The 17,251-nt window shown below is 66.4% G+C and carries 14 protein-coding genes, 1 pseudogene and 1 riboswitch; of the genes and pseudogenes, 2 read left to right on the top strand and 13 right to left on the bottom strand.

The window, feature by feature from the left end:
* Positions 1 to 88: 88 nt before the first annotated feature.
* From purU to gcvP, 9 genes are all read right to left on the bottom strand, one after another.
* Positions 89 to 1,009, bottom strand: coding sequence for a formyltetrahydrofolate deformylase (purU, locus tag J7I89_RS01380; RefSeq protein ID WP_214966663.1), 921 nt, complete (start codon positions 1,007 to 1,009; stop codon positions 89 to 91).
* A gap of 29 nt (positions 1,010 to 1,038) precedes the next feature.
* Positions 1,039 to 2,514, bottom strand: a complete 1,476-nt coding sequence (cycA, locus tag J7I89_RS01375; protein ID WP_214966634.1) for a D-serine/D-alanine/glycine transporter — start codon at positions 2,512 to 2,514, stop codon at positions 1,039 to 1,041.
* A complete protein-coding gene (locus J7I89_RS01370) occupies positions 2,504 to 3,340 on the bottom strand; it encodes a methylenetetrahydrofolate reductase (RefSeq protein ID WP_214966633.1) in 837 nt (278 codons plus the stop codon). Before J7I89_RS01370 ends, cycA begins: the two co-directional genes overlap by 11 nt.
* A 35-nt stretch (positions 3,341 to 3,375) precedes the next feature.
* Positions 3,376 to 4,383, bottom strand: coding sequence for a lipoyl synthase (gene lipA, locus J7I89_RS01365; RefSeq protein ID WP_214966632.1), 1,008 nt, complete (start codon positions 4,381 to 4,383; stop codon positions 3,376 to 3,378).
* Positions 4,384 to 4,448: 65 nt separating this feature from the next.
* Positions 4,449 to 5,876, bottom strand: coding sequence for an L-serine ammonia-lyase (locus J7I89_RS01360; RefSeq protein ID WP_214966631.1), 1,428 nt, complete (start codon positions 5,874 to 5,876; stop codon positions 4,449 to 4,451).
* Positions 5,877 to 6,165: 289 nt separating this feature from the next.
* Complete coding sequence (gene glyA, locus J7I89_RS01355; RefSeq protein WP_308159777.1) at positions 6,166 to 7,494, bottom strand: serine hydroxymethyltransferase; 1,329 nt, start codon at positions 7,492 to 7,494, stop codon at positions 6,166 to 6,168.
* The gene (gene gcvH, locus J7I89_RS01350; protein ID WP_214966630.1) at positions 7,491 to 7,874 is read right to left on the bottom strand and encodes a glycine cleavage system protein GcvH; all 384 of its coding nucleotides are present in this window, start codon (positions 7,872 to 7,874) and stop codon (positions 7,491 to 7,493) included. The genes glyA and gcvH overlap by 4 nt, the downstream gene beginning before the upstream one ends.
* A 140-nt stretch (positions 7,875 to 8,014) precedes the next feature.
* Positions 8,015 to 9,151, bottom strand: a complete 1,137-nt coding sequence (gene gcvT, locus J7I89_RS01345; RefSeq protein ID WP_214966629.1) for a glycine cleavage system aminomethyltransferase GcvT — start codon at positions 9,149 to 9,151, stop codon at positions 8,015 to 8,017.
* 10 nt (positions 9,152 to 9,161) lie between these two features.
* Positions 9,162 to 12,014: an aminomethyl-transferring glycine dehydrogenase gene (gcvP, locus tag J7I89_RS01340; RefSeq protein ID WP_214966628.1), complete on the bottom strand. Its 2,853-nt coding sequence runs from the start codon at positions 12,012 to 12,014 to the stop codon at positions 9,162 to 9,164.
* Between the two features lie 160 nt (positions 12,015 to 12,174).
* A riboswitch (glycine riboswitch) is annotated at positions 12,175 to 12,272 on the bottom strand.
* 341 nt (positions 12,273 to 12,613) lie between these two features.
* Here gcvP and J7I89_RS01335 point away from each other — a divergent pair.
* The gene (locus J7I89_RS01335) at positions 12,614 to 13,066 is read left to right on the top strand and encodes a hypothetical protein (RefSeq protein WP_214966627.1); all 453 of its coding nucleotides are present in this window, start codon (positions 12,614 to 12,616) and stop codon (positions 13,064 to 13,066) included.
* 3 nt (positions 13,067 to 13,069) lie between these two features.
* Here the strand turns inward: J7I89_RS01335 and J7I89_RS01330 are convergent, their stop codons facing one another.
* Both J7I89_RS01330 and J7I89_RS01325 read right to left on the bottom strand, forming a co-directional pair.
* Positions 13,070 to 13,639, bottom strand: a complete 570-nt coding sequence (locus tag J7I89_RS01330) for a gluconokinase (protein ID WP_214966626.1) — start codon at positions 13,637 to 13,639, stop codon at positions 13,070 to 13,072.
* 65 nt (positions 13,640 to 13,704) lie between these two features.
* Positions 13,705 to 14,523: pseudogene (locus J7I89_RS01325) on the bottom strand (zinc-binding dehydrogenase); the annotation flags it as partial.
* A 20-nt stretch (positions 14,524 to 14,543) separates the two neighbouring features.
* On the opposite strand from J7I89_RS01325, the gene J7I89_RS01320 reads away from it, so the two are divergent.
* Positions 14,544 to 15,296, top strand: a complete 753-nt coding sequence (locus J7I89_RS01320) for an aldehyde dehydrogenase family protein (protein ID WP_308159776.1) — start codon at positions 14,544 to 14,546, stop codon at positions 15,294 to 15,296.
* Between the two features lie 160 nt (positions 15,297 to 15,456).
* Here J7I89_RS01320 and J7I89_RS01315 read toward each other — a convergent pair whose 3' ends face one another.
* Positions 15,457 to 16,242 (bottom strand): alpha/beta hydrolase, encoded by a 786-nt coding sequence (locus J7I89_RS01315; protein WP_308159775.1) that lies wholly within the window; start codon positions 16,240 to 16,242, stop codon positions 15,457 to 15,459.
* A 52-nt stretch (positions 16,243 to 16,294) separates the two neighbouring features.
* The gene (locus J7I89_RS01310; RefSeq protein ID WP_214966625.1) at positions 16,295 to 17,065 is read right to left on the bottom strand and encodes a GPP34 family phosphoprotein; all 771 of its coding nucleotides are present in this window, start codon (positions 17,063 to 17,065) and stop codon (positions 16,295 to 16,297) included.
* Positions 17,066 to 17,251 lie beyond the last annotated feature (186 nt).

The following is a 17,251-nucleotide window of genomic DNA, read 5'->3' as shown; positions in this document are numbered from 1 at the left end:
TCTCGACTTGCGCATAATCCTCCCGGTGGAACATTCGACGTTCACGCCAGCCATCCGGGTCCGCACTCGCGGACCCGGATGGAACTTCCTAGCGCAAAATGACGGTGCGGTTGCCGAGGAGCAGGATTCTGCCCTCGCAATGCCAGCGGACGGCATTGCGGAGGGCGGCGCATTCGGCGTCCCGGCCCACTGCCACGAGGTCATCGGCGGTGTACGTGTGGTCCACATCGATGACCTGCTGCGAAATGATCGGGCCCTCATCGAGCTCGGCGTTGACGTAGTGCGCCGTGGCGCCCACGGTTTTTACACCCCGTTCGTAGGCCTGGTGGTAGGGCTTGGCACCCTTGAAGCTCGGCAGGAACGAGTGATGGATGTTGATGGTCCGTCCTGTCAGCCTGGCCGACAGCCCGTCACTCAGGACCTGCATGTAGCGGGCCAACACCACCAGTTCCACGTCGAACGCGTCGACGAGTTCCAGGAGCCGGGCTTCGGCGTCGGGCTTTGTGTCCTTCGTGACCGGCAGGTGGAAGAACGGGATGCCGTGCCATTGGACCAGCCCCTCCTGGTCGCGGTGGTTCGACACCACGGCGACGATCTCCACCGGGATGTCGCCCGTGCGTGCCCTGAAGAGCAGGTCATTGAGGCAGTGGCCCATTTTGGACACCATGACCAGGACGCGGCGTTTGCGGCCGTGCGGTTCCAACTGCCAGTTCATCTGCCACTGCTCCGCCAACGGCGTGAAGTTCCGGCGCAGCTCCTCCGTGCTGACGGACTCCTGCGCCGCGGACTCCCGTGCCGAGGGCTGCCGTGCTGCGGAGAAGTGGACCCGCATGAAGAAGTGCCCCTGCGCCTTGTCGCCGTACTGTTTGATGTCGATGATGTCGCAGCCGTGGCTGAGCAGGAATCCCGAGACCGCGTGGACGATGCCCGGAGCCTCGGCACAGTCGACGGTCAGGACATGCTCCACCGTGGCCGCAGGTTCCTCCGAATTCCGGACGGGACTGTTCAGGGTCTGCGCGGCGCTCGTCTGTGCCGCGATCACTTCTTCACGTCTCCGAATTCCCGAGCGACGGATGACTCCTCTTGCGCCATGTCCTGGGTGAGTTCGACCTGGAACGTTGCATAACGGGCCAGGTGCGCGGGGCGCCGGCGCAGCACGAGCCAGGCGGCGCCGAGCAGGACGAACCAGACCGGCGTGACCAGCAGCGCCGTCAGGGTGTCCGGCTGTGTGGTCAGTGCCCAGAGCACGAAGGCGAAGAACGCGAAGACCACCCAGACCATGGGGACCCCGCCTGGCATCCGGTACTTGGATGCCTCGTGCAGGTGCGGGCGGCGCCTGCGGAAGGCCAGGTAGCTGGCCATGATGATGGACCACACGAAAACGAAGCAGACAGCCGACACGGTGGTCACCATGTCGAAGGCCTTGCCGATGTCCTGTCCCGCGTACATCAGCACCACGCCGGAGAGCAGGAGGACGCAGGACAGGAACAGGGCATTCTGCGGGACCTTGCGGCGCGACAGGGCGCCGAAGACGGACGGAGCGTCACCCTCCTGGGCCAGACCGTACACCATGCGCGAGGTCGAGTAGATTCCGGAGTTGGCCGAGGACATGGCCGAGCTGAGCACTACCAGGTTCACCACGGTGGCGGCGGCGCCCAGGCCTGCCAGGGAGAACATGGCGATGAACGGGCTGTGGCCCGCCTGGAACTGGGTCCAGGGGGTGACGGACATCAGGATGATGAGGGCGCCCACGTAGAAGAGCAGCACACGGATGGGGATGGAGTTGATGGCCTTGGGCAGATTCTTCTCCGGGTCCTTGGCCTCTGCGGCCGTGGTGCCCACCAGTTCAATGCCCACAAAGGCGAAGACTGCGATCTGGAAACCGGCCACGAATCCCATGAACTCGTTCGGGAAGAAACCGCCGTGGCTCCACAGATTCGTGAAGGTGGCCGGTCCGGCGTCGGACTGGAACCCGCTGAAAATCATGAACAGGCCTACCACGATCAGTGCCGCGATGGCGATGATCTTGATCAGAGCAAACCAGAACTCCGTCTCGCCGAACGCCTTCACCGTGGTGAGGTTCAGGAGCAGGAGAATGGCCACGGTGGCCAGGCCCGGGATCCACAGCGGCAGCCCCGGCCAGAGTTCCTTGGAGTACCCGGCAATGGCGATGACATCCGCGATTCCCGTGATCACCCAGCAGAACCAGTAGGTCCAGCCGGTGAAGAACCCGGCCCAGGGACCAAGGAGGTCCGCCGCGAAATCGCTGAAGGATTTGTAGTTCAGGTTGCTCAGCAGCAGTTCGCCCATGGCCCGCATGACGAAGAACAGCATGAAGCCGATGATCATGTAGACGAAGATGACGGAGGGCCCTGCCGCGGATATGGTTTTGCCCGAGCCCATGAACAGTCCGGTGCCGATTGCGCCGCCAATTGCGATCAGCTGGATGTGCCGGTTGCTGAGCTGCCGCTCAAGATGCGGCGTTTGCTGGGAAGTTACGGTTTCAGTTGTCACGTGCTGCTCCTCGAATCAATGCTTGCTGGAGTGCTGCTGGTGCTGGCGCCTGACCCGGCCCGCCGGGAACCGAATCAAGGCTGTTGAAGCTGTAGAGATGAATGCCCGCGATGTCGCCGGGCTGGCTTTCCAGCCCGGTCACCAGGCTGTGCGGCTGGTAGCTGTCGCCACTCAGGAGTTTGCGGGCCAGCGGACCCTTGCGGCTCAGGAACTTCAAAGAACTTCCGACGCCGATCTGCGTCGCCAGGGAGACCAGCTTGGTCCGCGGAACGGACCCCGCCACCCCGGCCCAGACGGGCAGCTGCACGCCTTCGCGGCGCAGGAGCGCCGCGTAATCAAGGATTTTCTGCGCGGAGAAGCACATCTGCGTGACAACGTGAGAAGCCAGGTGCTGCTTGGCCAGCAGGGAGTCCAGCACGTCCACGGGGCCAATGGAGGGGTGGCCCTCCGGGTAGCCCGCGACGCCTGCCCGCATCATTCCGCCGGAGTACTGCGCGATGTCTTCCAGCACCGGAAGGGCGGACTCGTACGGGCCGGCCGGCTGCTTCCGGTCTCCGCCGATCACGAACACTTCGCCGATGCCGGCAACGTCGCAGTCGCGGAGGATTCCGGTGAGGTCGGCACGGCTATGCAGGCTCCGCGCCGCGAGATGCGGGATCACTTTGTAGCCCAGCACGCTCAGCTCCACCGCGGCGCGCATGGTCCGCTCGATGCCGTGATGGGGCAGGCACGTTACGGTGAGCGTTGTGGCCAAGGGCACCAGGGCCTTGACCCGCTCAACGATTCCCTCCGAAGGGATGATTTCAATTCTGATGGGGAACATCATTGGTCCTCTCTGAACATCAGGGTGGGTCTGCGAAGTCAGGCAGTGGCCGCGAGCAGTGAGCTGGCTTCCTGTCGGGTGCTGCCGGAGCTTTCGATGTGCGCCAGTTCGGCCGGGATTTCCCAGCCCTTCTTGCGCATGGCGGTGGCCCAGAGCCGGCCGGCACGGTACGAGGACCGCACGAGCGGGCCGCTCATCACGCCGAGGAAGCCGATCTCGTCCGCTTCCTGCTGCAGGTCCACGAATTCCTGCGGCTTGACCCAGCGGTCCACCGGGAGGTGGCGTTCGGACGGGCGCAGGTACTGGGTGATGGTGATCAGGTCACAGCCGGCCTGGTGCAGGTCCCGCAGGGCCTCGGAGATTTCCTCGCGGGTTTCGCCCATGCCCAGGATCAGGTTGGACTTGGTGACCATGCCCAGGTTCCGGCCCTGGGTGATGACATCCAGCGAGCGGTCGTAGTGGAAGGCGGGGCGGATGCGCTTGAAGATCCGCGGCACGGTCTCGACGTTGTGGGCGAAGACCTCGGGCTTGGAGTCGCAGATCGCCTGGATGTGTTCGGGCTTGCCGGAGAAGTCCGGGATCAGGAGTTCGACGCCGGTGCCCGGGTTCAGTTCGTGGATCTTGCGGACCGTTTCGGCGTAGAGCCAGACGCCCTCGTCGGCGAGGTCGTCCCGGGCCACGCCGGTGACGGTGGCGTAGCGCAGCTGCATCGCCTGGACGGAGCGGGCCACCTTGGTGGGTTCGAACATGTCCACCGGGGAGGGCTTGCCGGTGTCGATCTGGCAGAAGTCGCAGCGACGGGTGCATTCGGAGCCGCCGATCAGGAACGTGGCTTCCTTGTCTTCCCAGCATTCGAAGATGTTGGGGCAGCCGGCCTCCTCACACACGGTGTGGAGGCCCTCCTTTTTGACGAGGTTCTTGAGCTGGACGAACTCCGGGCCCATCTGGACCTTGGCCTTGATCCATTCCGGCTTGCGCTCCACCGGGGTGGCCGCATTGCGCTGCTCGATACGCAGCATCTTCCGGCCTTCTGGTGCCAGTGTCATTGTTCTCTTTCCTTCGTGCGGCGCCGGTAGTCCGGCAGTTGTTGGTGCTGGAGCGGACCTGCCGGTCAGCACTCCACGACGTTGACGGCGAGGCCGCCCATGGCGGTTTCCTTGTATTTGGAGCTCATGTCCTTGCCCGTCTCGCGCATGGTCACGATGACCTCGTCAAGGGAGACCCGGTGCGAGCCGTCGCCCCAGAGGGCCATCTTGGCGGCGTTGATGGCCTTCGCGGCGGCGATGGCATTGCGTTCGATGCAGGGCACCTGGACCAGCCCGCCGATCGGATCGCAGGTCAGGCCCAGGTTGTGCTCCATCGCGATTTCCGCGGCGTTCTCCACCTGCGCCGGCGTGCCGCCCATGACCTCGGCCAGGCCGGCGGCCGCCATCGACGACGCCGACCCCACCTCGCCCTGGCAGCCCACCTCGGCCCCGGAGATGGAGGCCTGTTCCTTGTAGAGGACCCCGATGGCGCCGGCGGTGAGCAGGAACTTCACCACGACGTCATCGCGGTCCTGCTGGGTCGCCTGGTCCATGCCGGGCGCGAAGTGCAGCGCGTAGTAGAGCACGGCAGGGATGATGCCCGCGGCGCCGTTCGTGGGGGCGGTCACCACCCTGCCGCCGGAGGCGTTCTCCTCGTTCACGGCCAGGGCGATCAGGTTCACCCATTCCTGCCAGTACTTCGGGTCCCGGTAGTCGGGATCATGGTCCCGGCTCTCCTTCAGCAGCCGTTCGTGCCAGTCCGGCGCACGACGGCGGACCTTCAGCCCGCCGGGCAGCAGGCCTTCACGCTTGAGGCTGGTTTCCACGCAGCCCTCCATCACCGAGTAGATGTGCAGCAGGCCCTCGCGGATCTCCTCCTCGGTGCGGCTGTCTTCTTCATTGATCCGCATGACATCGCTGATGCCCAGCGACGTGTTCTGGCAGTGCTTGAGCAGCTCCGCCGCGGTCCGGAACGGCAACGGCAGTTCCTTCTTGGACGCCTCAAGTTCCAGCTGAGCCGCGTCCTCCTCACCTTCACGCACGATGAAGCCGCCGCCCACCGAGAAAAAGGTGGCACTGTGCAGCACTTCGCCGTCGGAGTCGGAGACGGTGAAGGTCATGCCGTTGGTGTGCCGCGGCAGGACGGTCAGCGGGCGCAGGATCATGTCCTTCACGCCGTAGGGCAGGGGAACACCGTTCCCATCGCCAGCACCGGCGAGCTGCAGCGTTCCGGTCTCGGCGATGGCCGCGAGCCGCTCCTCCACCTCGTCAGGCAGGATCAGCTCGGGGTGGAAGCCCTCCAGGCCGAGCAGGATGGCCGTCATGGTGCCGTGGCCGTGCCCGGTCGCCGCCAGCGAGCCGTACAGGTCCACCCGCAGCGCCGCCACCCTCGCCAGCTGTCCGAAGGACTTGAGCTCCTCGGCGAACACCGCGGCAGCCCGCATCGGACCTACCGTGTGCGAACTGGACGGTCCTATTCCGATGGAAAAAAGGTCAAAGACTCCAACAGCCATTGCAATTCCTTACTTGGTAAGTGGACGGGCGGGGAGGTAGTCGGGATGGGTGGCGCCTGGCCGGATTCCTCCGCGTGCTCGGTCGCGAAGACGCCCGCTGACCGGACGTGACGCTCCCTTAGACGCACGCTTCCGGAACCCGCCCAGCCACCGCTGCCCCGTCACCAAGGCGACGGCCCCGCCGAGGGGCTGACAGGCCGCGGTTTTCGAAAGCGTGCGTCAAAGCGAGGTACGAGCAGCACGCGTGAAAACTGGGGCCTGCCGGACCCGGAGCCAGCTCCGTTGGAAGTCAGGCGAGGTTCGCCACGGCCGGGTAGAGCGGGTGGGCTTCGGCGAGGGCCTCGACCCGGGAGCGCAGGCCCGACAGGTCGGTGCCGGGCTCGGCTATCAGGGCCTCGGCAATGATGTCCGCGACCTCCGCGAAGGCGGCCTCGCCGAACCCTCGGGTCGCCAGCGCCGGGGTGCCGATCCGCAGCCCCGAGGTTACCATCGGCGGGCGCGGATCGAACGGCACCGCGTTGCGGTTGACGGTGATGTCGATTTCCGCGAGGCGGTCCTCGGCCTGCTGGCCGTCGAGCTCGCAGTCGCGCAGGTCCACGAGCACCAGGTGCACGTCGGTGCCGCCGGAGATCACGTTGATGCCCTTGGCGGTGACGTCCGGCTGGACCAGCCGCTCGGCCAGGATCCGGGCACCGGCCAGGACGCGCTCCTGGCGCTCCCGGAACTCCTCCGAGGCCGCGATCTTGAAGGCCACGGCCTTGCCCGCGATCACGTGCTCCAGCGGCCCGCCCTGCTGGCCCGGGAACACCGCCGAGTTGATCTTCTTGGCGATATCGGCGTCGTTGGACAGGATGATCCCGCCGCGCGGACCCGCCAAGGTCTTGTGCGTCGTGGACGTGGTCACGTGCGCGTGCGGCACCGGGGAAGGGTGCAGCCCGGCGGCAACAAGCCCGGCGAAGTGCGCCATGTCCACCATCAGGTACGCGCCCACGGAGTCGGCGATCCGGCGGAACTCGGCGAAGTCCAGCTGGCGTGCGTAGGCGGACCAGCCGGCCACGATCAGGGCCGGCTTGTGCTCCTGGGCGAGGCGCTCCACCTCGGCCATGTCGATCCGGTGGTCCTCCTCGCGGACCTGGTAGGGGATGACGTTGTACAGCCGGCCGGAGAAGTTAATCCGCATCCCGTGCGTGAGGTGGCCGCCGTGCGCCAGGTTCAGGCCCATGATGGTGTCACCGGGTTTGATCAGCGCGTGCATCACCGAGGCGTTCGCCTGCGCGCCCGAGTGCGGCTGGACGTTCGCGTACTCGGCGCCGAACAGGGCCTTCACCCGGTCGATCGCGAGCTGCTCGATCACGTCAACGTGCTCGCAGCCGCCGTAGTACCGCTTGCCCGGGTAGCCCTCGGCGTACTTGTTGGTCAGCACCGAACCCTGCGCCTGCATCACGGCAACCGCGGTGTGGTTCTCTGACGCAATCATCTCCAGCCCGGTGCGCTGGCGGGTCAGTTCGTCGTCGATCTTGGCCGCGATCTCCGGATCCAGCGCGGACAACTCCGCGTCCAGGGACGGGGAAACGACCTGCTCAAAAGCGGCAGCGACCGCTCCCGTTGCCGGGCTCACAGCTCGCCGCCGTTGGTTGCCGCGTACTCTTCAGCGGACATCAGCGGGCCTTCTTCGGTCACGGCCACCTTGAACAGCCAGCCGGCGCCGTAGGGATCGCTGTTGATCAGCGCCGGATCCGAAACAACCTCATCATTGATCTCGACAACCTCGCCCGTCACCGGTGCGTACAGGTCCGAAACGGACTTGGTGGACTCCACCTCGCCGCAGGTCTCCCCCGCCGTGACGGTCGAACCGACCTCGGGCAGGTCAACATACACGATGTCGCCCAAGGCATCGGCAGCCACTGCGGAGATACCAATCCCCACAGGCCCCGCCCCGTCAGCAGCAACCCACTCGTGCTCTGCGGAGTACTTCAGTTCAGCAACTACTTTGCTCATGTTTTTTCCTTACGTTTGAAATCTTTGGTTCCGTACAGCGACAGGAAACCGAATTCCTCCGTCAAAGCGACGAAGGAGCAGCACGCGTGAAAACTGGGGCCAGCCGATCCCGGAGTCGGGAACCGCTGACAGTCCAGGGACTACTTTTGGCGCTTGTAGAACGGCAGTGCGACGACTTCGAAGGGCTCCGCCTTGCCGCGGAGGTCGATGTCCAGGGCGGTGCCGGGCTCGGTGAACTCGACGTCGACATAGGCCATGGCGATCGGGTAACCCAGAGTCGGGCTGGGCTGTCCCGAGGTCACTTCGCCAACAACGTTGCCGTCCTTGAGGACCGGGTAGTGCCCGCGGCCGGCCCGGCGGCCCAGGCCCTTGAGGCCGACCAGCTTGCGTCCGGTGGTGGAGCCGGCGCCGGCTGTCTTGAGCTCGCTCAGGGCAGCCTTGCCGATGAAGTCCGATTCCTTGGCGAGCGAGACAACCGGGCCCAGGCCTGCGGCGTAGGGGTTGCCTTCGCGGGAGAGCTCGTTGCCGTAGAGCGGCATGCCGGCTTCCAGGCGGAGCGAGTCGCGGCAGGCCAGGCCGGCGGGGATGAGCCCGTGGCCGGCACCCGTTTCCAGCAATGCCTCCCACAGGCCAGCTGCGTCCTCGTTGGGAACGTAGATCTCGAAGCCATCCTCGCCGGTGTACCCGGTGCGTGCCAGCAGCAGCTCCTGACCGTTGATTTCGACCTCAACCGCGGCGTAGTACTTGAGCTCCGTGACCAGCGAGTGCTGTTCGGCGGGGACCAGCGTCAGCAGGATGGCCTCGGCGTTCGGGCCCTGGACTGCGATCAGGGACGTCTGGGCGGACACATCCTCGACGGTGACGTCGAAGCCGCCTTCTTTTCCGGAACGGGCCCGCTCGGCCAGTGCCGCGGCCACCACCACGGCGTTGCCGGCGTTGGGGACCACCAGGTACGTGTCGTCGGCCCGGCGGTAGGAGATCAGGTCATCGATGATGCCGCCGTCTTCCTGACAGATCAGCGAGTACTTGGCCTTGCCGACGGCGACCGCCGACAGCTTGCCTGCCAGGGCATAGTCCAGGAATGCTGCGGCGTCCGGGCCGGTGACCCAGACTTCGCCCATGTGGGAGAGGTCGAACAGGCCGGAGGCGTTGCGCACGGCGTGGTGCTCGGACAGCTCCGAAGCGTACTTCAGCGGCATCTGCCAGCCGCCGAAGTCGGTGAAGGAGGCGCCGGCTTTCTTGTGCTCTTCGTAGAGAGCGGTGTAGTTCTCAGTCATCACGGAATCCTTAGTTTTCGAATTCGGAAAGGGGAGGGCAGGAGCAGACCAGGTTGCGGTCCCCAGCGGCGCCGTCGATGCGGCCGACGGGCGGGAAGTACTTGTCCTGCCGCAGCGTGTGCACCGGGAAGGCGGCCTGCTCGCGCGGGTAGGCACGGTCCCAGTCGGAAGAGACAACGGCGGCGGCCGTGTGGGGTGCGTTGCGCAACGGGGACTTCTCCACAGTGAACTCGCCGTTGGCCACCTCGTCGATCTCCTGGCGGATGGTGATCATCGCTTCGATGAAGCGGTCGATCTCCGCGAGGTCCTCGGACTCGGTGGGCTCCACCATGAGCGTGCCGGCCACCGGGAATGCCAGTGTGGGCGCGTGGAAGCCGAAGTCGATGAGGCGCTTTGCCACGTCCTCGGCGGTGACTCCGGTCCTGGCGGTCAGTTCGCGCAGGTCCAGGATGCATTCGTGCGCCACCAGCCCGCTCTCCCCCGTGTAGAGAACCGGGAAGTGCTCGTCCAGCCGCGCGGCAACGTAGTTCGCCGCGAGCAATGCCGACTTGGTGGCTTCGGTCAGGCCCTGCCCGCCCATCAGCTTCACGTAGGCCCAGGAAATCGGCAGCACGCCGGCAGAGCCGAAGCGCGAAGCGGAGATCGCAACGCCGTGCCCGGCCTCATGCGCGGCCTTGTTGGCATCGCCCGGCATGAACGGCGCCAGGTGCGCTTTAGCAGCAACCGGACCGACGCCGGGTCCGCCGCCGCCGTGCGGGATGCAGAAGGTTTTGTGCAGGTTCAGGTGGGACACGTCGCCGCCGAACTTGCCCGGCTGCGCCAGGCCGACGAGGGCGTTGAGGTTGGCGCCGTCAACGTAGACCTGTCCGCCCGCGGCGTGGATCGCGTCGCAGACCTCGCGGACATCGGCGTCGTACACACCGTGCGTGGACGGGTAGGTGATCATGATCGCCGAGAGGACGTCCTTGTGGGCTTCGATCTTGGCCTGCAGGTCCGCGTGGTCGATGGTGCCGTCAGCGGCGGTGGCCACGACAACGACCTTCATGCCGGCCAGAACGGCGGAGGCCGCGTTGGTGCCGTGCGCCGAGGCCGGGATGAGGCAGACGTTGCGCTGCTGGTCGCCGCGGGAATGGTGGTAGCCGCGGATGGCCAGGAGGCCGGCCAGTTCGCCCTGGGAGCCGGCGTTCGGCTGGATGGACACCTGGTCGTAGCCGGTGATTTCGGCGAGGTCAGCTTCCAGGCCGCCGATCAGTTCACGCCAGCCGTCGGTCTGCGAATCCGGCGCGAACGGGTGGATGGAGGCGAACTCCGGCCAGGAGATGGCTTCCATCTCGGCCGTGGCGTTCAGCTTCATGGTGCAGGAGCCCAGCGGGATCATGGTGCGGTCCAGGGCGAGGTCGCGGTCCGAGAGCTTGCGGATGTAGCGCAGCAGCTGAGTCTCGGAGCGGTGCGTGTTGAACACCGGGTGCTGCAGGAAATCTGAGGAACGCAGCACAGCCTCGGGCAGTTCGAATCCCTTGGCCTCCACAACCGGACCGGCGCCAAAGGCGACGACCACCGCGGAGAGGACCTCCGCCGTCGTGGTCTCATCGACTGACACGCCAACCGTGTCCGCATCGATGAAACGCAGGTTGATGCCCCGGGCCTCGGCGGCGGTGATGACCTTCCGGGCCTTGCCGGGCACGCGGACCGTGACGGTGTCGAAGAAGGACTCGCTCACCAGCTCCCGGCCAGCGACCTTGAGCGTGGCGGCGAGGGCCCGGGCGTTGTTGTGGACGGTCTCGGCGATGGCCTTCAGGCCGTCGGGGCCGTGGTAGACCGCGTACATCGAGGAGACGATGGCCAGCAGCGCCTGCGCGGTGCAGATGTTGGACGTGGCCTTTTCGCGGCGGATGTGCTGCTCGCGGGTCTGCAGGGCCAGACGGTAGGCAGGGACGCCGGCGTTGTCCTTGGAAACGCCGACGATGCGGCCCGGGAGCGTGCGTTCCATGCCTTCGCGCACGGCCATGTAGGCCGCGTGCGGGCCGCCGAAGAACAGCGGCACGCCCAGGCGCTGTGTGGAGCCGACGGCGACGTCGGCGCCCTGCTCGCCCGGAGGGGTGATCAGGGTCAGGGCCAGGAGGTCCGCTGCCACGGTGACCAGGGCGCCCCGGTCTTTCGCCTCTGCGATGACGGCAGACTGGTCCCAGACCCGGCCGGAAACGCCCGGCTGCTGGAGGACGACGCCGTTGATGTCGCCGTCGGGCAGGCCCTGGGACAGGTCCGCAACCTCAACTTCGAAGCCAAGGGCTTCGGCGCGGCCCTGCACGATGGCGATAGTCTGCGGGAGGCAGTCGGCGTCGAGGACGGTCTTGCCGTCGCGGGCCGTCTTATTCTTGTTGGCGCGGCGCATCAAGAGCACGGCCTCGGCGACGGCGGTGGCTTCGTCGAGGAGGGACGCATTGGCGACCGGAAGGGCCGTCAGGTCCTGGACCATGGTCTGGAAGTTCAGCAGCGCCTCGAGCCGGCCCTGGGAAATCTCGGGCTGGTAGGGAGTGTAGGCCGTGTACCAGGCGGGGGCTTCGAGGATGTTGCGGCGGATCACCGGCGGCGTCACGGTGTCGTAGTAGCCCTGGCCGATCATCTGCACGGCCGTCCGGTTCTTGGAGGCCAGCCTGCGCAGCTCGGCGAGCACCTCAACTTCGCTGAGGGCGTTGTCCAGGCTGAGCGGCTTTTCCTGGCGGATGGAAGCGGGCACTGCGTTGTCAACGAGGCCATCTACGCTGTCGTAGCCGACGGCCTTGAGCATGGTGTCGATGTCTGTTTGGCGGCGGGCGCCGATATGGCGGTCTGCGAATGCGGACGGGGACGACTGGATCGTCATTGAGGAACTCCATAATTCAGGTGGCACCGAGGTGCCACGATGATTCGGGTTCCTCCCCGCTCTGTATTGGACCTGAGAGTTTCCGCTTTGCCTGCTCTTGAGCAGCGCGCCACTTGCACCGTCGGTGAGCCCGGTTTCCCGGACTGCTTTCCAGAGTTGCCTTGCCGCGGCGGTACGTGGGCCTGAGAGATTCCTGGGGAGGATTTGCTCCTACGGCGCCTGCTGAACGTACCGGCAGGACTCTCCCGCCGCAGATCATAAGCCGTGCCACTGGTGGGTGACACGGCTCACAGATTATCCCTTCCCCGGGCCGAATGCAAAATTTGCGTCACACGAGAGCGTTCTTTTCCCCCAGCAGGAGGACACGGCGGCCTCCGCCGTGTCCTCCGATTAGCCGACCTGCACGCTTTGGAATTGGCTATTGTCACGCAAGCAGGCAGTTAGTAGTCTTCGGCCAACCGGACTTTCGGCCGCATCAGGCGGCGCCCGGAACGGCGCCGCCGTCAGGGGCTTTGCCCCGTCCATTAAGGCGCCCGGTCACCGCACTGGCCGGCAATGCGGAACACAGGACGCCACGCTTCCATTCAAGGGAGAACCCGATGTTAGGCACCAGAAGCCGCCTCGCCGCGGCCGCTCTTGCCGCCGCCCTCGTGTCCATCGCCGCACCCGCGCAAGCAGCCCCCGCCACGCTCGTGAGCGCGGGGCCGGGAATCCTCGTGGCCGACGGCGCCGCGGTGGATGTTCCCGTCACTTTCGTGTGCGACACCGACCCAGCCCTGATCATCGCAATACCGGTAGTCCAACTCACCCAAAGAGTCAGCGACGGGCGGATCGCCGGCGGCGGCGGAAACGCTCAGCTCAGCTGCACCAAGAAGGCCCAAACAGTCACCATTCGAGTGGTTCCAAATGCGATGGCGTTCAACGCGGGCGCCACCGCAGCTTCGGTCTTTCTGCAAACCTGCAGCGCGCAATTCCAGTGCTCCGCCGTCATTATCAACACCGAAATAGTGCTCGCCAAACCAGCCGACGCCGGGCTTCCGCCCCAAACATAAAACCTAGGAACTGGCCGTCCCGGCCAATTCGTCCTGCCTTCTCGGTTCGTGCTGACGGCCAGTGGAAAGTTCCAGGTCGCGGACGATCCCGTCCACCAGCGATGCCGGATCACCGAGGATGTCCGCGAGAACGTGGGCCTCCTCCGGTCCCAGCGGTTCGAGCGTGGCCAGCTGGGAAGCGAGCAGGCTGCTGGGCATGTACTCGTGCGCCCTGCTGCTCAGCCGGGCGGAGATGGTCGCTGCCTCGCCGGAAAGATGGACGAACACGAGGTCCGGCGCGAAGCTGCGCAGCAGGTCGCGGTAGCTGCGTTTGAGCGCCGAGCAGGCGATGATGCCGGCGCCGGCGCCGCCGGGCGGCGTTGCCAGGGCAGCTCCGATTTCGGCGAGCCATGGCGCCCGGTCATCGTCGTCCAGCGGGATGCCGGCGGCCATCTTGGCCTTGTTGGCGGGCGGATGAAAGTCGTCCCCGTCGAAGAAGGGGACGCCCAGACGCTCCCCCAGCAGGGCGCCGATGGTGGACTTTCCGCAGCCGGATACCCCCATGACAACCAGGGGCGGCAGATTCGTGATCATGATGTTCTTCCTTGAATAGTTCTTGCCGCCTGCGGCGATGCGTGCGGCGTCGGAGGCACTTCCGCTTAGCCGAAGCTCAGCAGCACCTTCCCGGATTCGGCGGAGTTGCGGGCGACGCCGAAGGCTTCGAGCGCTTCTTCCACCGGGTACTCGTGGGTGATGACCGGTTCGATGTGGAGGGTGCCGTCGGCCAGGGCGGCGATGACGTCGTCGATTTCGTCGTTGAAGCGGAAGGAGCCCTTGAGGTCGAGTTCCCGGGTGATGGCCAGGGAGATCAGGACCGGCTGCGGGCCGGTGGGCAGCAGGCCCACCATCACCACGGTCCCGCCCCGGGCGGCGCCCTGGATCGCGGAGGCCAGGCCGTGGTGGCTTCCGGAGGACTCGATCACCACGTCGGCCTCGACGGCGGCGATCGCCTCCGCGTCGTCGGCCGTCAGCACCTCATCCGCTCCTACCGCGGAAGCGATCTCGAGCGGTTTGGCGTGCATGTCGACGGCGACGATCCGGGCCGCCCCGGCCCGCTTCAGCACCGCCACGGCCAGCGCGCCGATGGGTCCGCTGCCGATCACCAGGGCGGTCTTGCCCGCGACGTCACCGGCCCGTGCCACGGCGTGCCAGGCCACACTGGCGGGTTCGATCAGCGCGGCCGTGCGCAGGTCAAGGTTCTCCGGCAGCGCCCGGAGCATCCGCACCGGCAGGTTCACGTACCGGCTGAAGGCGCCGTCGGTGCGCGGGAACCGGGCAGCACTGCCCAGGTAGGTGCAGCCGGGCGAGAGGTTGGGCCGGTCCGCCGGATACCGCGCCGCGCCCGGCCCCGGCGTCGCCGGGTGGACCGCGACGGCGGTCCCCGCGGCGGGACCGGTGCCGTCCGCCGCGGGCCGGACCCGTCGCCATCACCGGAAGCGTGGGCAGCGGCCAGAAGGTCGCCGCCAGCGCAGCCAACACCGTCAAGCGCGTGCACCTGGAACTGGGCGGCAAAGCACCCGTCGTCGTGTTCGACGACGCCGATCTGGAAGCCGCCGCCAAGGGCGTCCGCTCCGCCGGGTTCTGGAACGGCGGACAGGAATGCGGCTCGGCATGCCGTGTCCTCGTCCACGAATCGGTCGCAAAGCAGTTCACCGAACTGCTCGTGCGTGAGGTCAGCGAGATCTCCGTCGGCACCCCCGGCACGGGCGACGACGTCGAAATCGGTTCCATGATCTCCAAAGCCCACTCCCAGAGGGTCCTGGCCGCACTGGACGACGTCCGCAAGGACGGCCTGACGATCGCCGTCGGAGGCAACGCCATAGAGGGACCGGGCTACTTCATCGAACCCACCGTCGTAACCGACGTACCTGCCGGAGCCGCGATCACGAGCACGGAGATCTTCGGCCCGGTCGTGTCCGTGGAGACCTTCAGCACCGACGAGGAGGCCATCACCCGAGCCAACGAAACCCCCTACGAACTCGCCGCCTCGGTGTGGACCACGAACTCCGCCCGCTCACTCTCCGCTCCCCGCCGGCTTGACTTCGGCACCGTCTGGGTCAACTCGCACCTCGTCATTGCCAACGAAATGCCCTGGGGCGGCTTCAAGGGCTCCGGCTACGGCCGGGACCTCTCCGTCTATGCCCTGGAGGACTTCTCCCGCACCAAACACGTCATGTACAACCACGGCTGAGGCTCTTTTCACTATTCCGGCCGCTGCCGGTCATGCACCCCGGATTTCCGGGGTGCATGGTCATTTTGTCGATGCGGTCACCGACGACGGGAAAATCCTCTGGCTGCGGCCCCCTGCACAGGAAGGGTTCAAGCAGCCGGGAGCCGTGAAACCGGCCGGCCTAACCGCCGAGGAACCGCAGCAGGAACGGGACGGTGGCCTGCATCGTCCGGAGATCCCCGCCGCTGGCGGCCTGCTCGCCGAGGTAATCGCCGTGGCCGCCGGGGACGATCAGCAGGCGGGCCCCCGGGATGGCGCCGGCCATCCGCGCGGCATATCCGGCGGTGACAACGTCGCGGTCGGCGCTCACCACCAGCGTGGGTGCTGTGATGGTGCCCAGCTCGTCGTCGGACCATCCGGGGAAGTCCAGGATGCGCTGCCGGTCCAGTTCGAAGAGCCGCTCCAGGTGGCCGGGTTCGGGGTTGAGCCGGCGGTCGGCGTCCTTGTAGGTGTCGGGCATGTCATCGAGGGTGGCCTTCGCCATGCCGTCCCAGAACTCGTCCGGCACGGCATCGCGGCTGGCAAAGGTGGAGGCGGCGATGAGGCGCCGGACAAGGGCCGGACGCCCGAGTGCCAGCGCGATGGCCGTGTGGCCGCCGGCGCTGAATCCCAGCACATCCACGGTTTGCACGTTGAGCTGGTCCAAGACAGCGATGATGTCGCCGGCGGAATCCTCGGCCGTGAGGGCGAGGCTAGTGGGCTGGGTGTGGCCGTGGCCCTCCTCCTCGACGGCAATCACCTGGCGCTGTTCGGCCAGCAGCGGGATGAGATCGGCGAAGTTGGTTCCAATGGTGGAGCCGCCGCCCGGGATGAGGAGCAGCGGCGGTTGGCCGGGCACCGTCCGTCCGTGGACCTCGTAGTACATGCGAAGGCCGTTGTTGTCCGCGAAGCCGTGGGTGAAAGTCACACGGCATCCTAACCCCGGGCGCTTCCGGGGAACAGGGTTCAGGTCCGGGCCCTTAGATTGCGGCTTCTTCCAGCCCCAGCCTGATCATGCGCAGTTCGTCCTCCACCGCACGGGACGGCCAGTGGTTCTTCACCAGCTCATTTGCCCGGTTTTGGTCTGCTGCCGGGAAAAGCCTGCCGAGCAGCCCGGCTGCCTGAAGCAGCGCGATCAGTGCTGTGGTCCTGGCATCGGGCGGTGTGGCCGCCGGAGCCGATGCGACGGGCGGCGTGGCATCTGCCGGCGTGGCGTCCGGCGCGGCACCTGCCGGCGTGGCATCTGCTGGCGGGGCACCTGCCAGCATGGCATCTGCTGGCGGGGCACCTGCCGGCTTAAGGCCGAGCGCGGCTTGGATCTTTTGCAGGAGCGCCGCTTCCGGACCGTGGTCCTTCTCCGGGTATCGCGTGGATTTGAACAGACCAAGGTGTTTTTCGCCGACATGCTCCACGATGCCCAGCGACGCCATCCCTTCGTACACACGGTGCACTTGGCCGCGACCCTCCAGCATGGAGACCCACCGCTTGGGAGTGTGTGGCCGTGATTTTTCACGGATGAGTTCCAGCACGTGCTGGAAGTCCGACTCCGGGGCGGCCCCGGTGGCCCTGACGTGCTTCCCCTGCACCGCGACCGCGCCGAGCAGGTCCAGCTCGGCCAGTATTGCCCCTGCCAACGTGGTCCGCAGTACGTACGCCAGCAGTTCGGGTTCTCCGTCCTTGTCATTCGTTGCCAGAAGGAGGAAAGCCTGGGGAAGGCTTAGGTCCTCAGCCTTCGGTGTCGCAGCGTTCATACCCTCATCGTGGCGCAGTTAGGCGGCCGCCACAACGGCCGTCTTTAGGGGCGGCACGACGGCGGGACTTCCCGCCGTCGTCGGCTTGCGTTTGGTCCCGCTCCCCCACAGCCGACCGGCCGCCGTCGGACTCTCCCAATCAATCAAAATAGTTTGATTGATCCATCCGGATGGATCTATAATTTT

It is taken from the genome of Arthrobacter sp. ISL-5 (genome assembly GCF_018613835.1).
Taxonomy (GTDB): domain Bacteria; phylum Actinomycetota; class Actinomycetes; order Actinomycetales; family Micrococcaceae; genus Arthrobacter.
Note: the sequence above shows the minus strand (reverse complement) of the source record. Positions and strands in the feature narration are given on the sequence as shown.

What these genes read in the sequence shown, in the direction of transcription:
- J7I89_RS01370 (WP_214966633.1), bottom strand. Translation starts at nt 3,340, where the DNA reads ATGATGTTCCCCATCAGAATTGAAATCATCCCTTCGGAGGGAATCGTT.
- lipA (WP_214966632.1), bottom strand. Translation starts at nt 4,383, where the DNA reads ATGACACTGGCACCAGAAGGCCGGAAGATGCTGCGTATCGAGCAGCGC.
- J7I89_RS01360 (WP_214966631.1), bottom strand. Translation starts at nt 5,876, where the DNA reads ATGGCTGTTGGAGTCTTTGACCTTTTTTCCATCGGAATAGGACCGTCC.
- gcvH (WP_214966630.1), bottom strand. Translation starts at nt 7,874, where the DNA reads ATGAGCAAAGTAGTTGCTGAACTGAAGTACTCCGCAGAGCACGAGTGG.
- gcvT (WP_214966629.1), bottom strand. Translation starts at nt 9,151, where the DNA reads ATGACTGAGAACTACACCGCTCTCTACGAAGAGCACAAGAAAGCCGGC.
- gcvP (WP_214966628.1), bottom strand. Translation starts at nt 12,014, where the DNA reads ATGACGATCCAGTCGTCCCCGTCCGCATTCGCAGACCGCCATATCGGC.
- J7I89_RS01335 (WP_214966627.1), top strand. Translation starts at nt 12,614, where the DNA reads ATGTTAGGCACCAGAAGCCGCCTCGCCGCGGCCGCTCTTGCCGCCGCC.
- J7I89_RS01330 (WP_214966626.1), bottom strand. Translation starts at nt 13,639, where the DNA reads ATGATCACGAATCTGCCGCCCCTGGTTGTCATGGGGGTATCCGGCTGC.
- J7I89_RS01310 (WP_214966625.1), bottom strand. Translation starts at nt 17,065, where the DNA reads ATGAACGCTGCGACACCGAAGGCTGAGGACCTAAGCCTTCCCCAGGCT.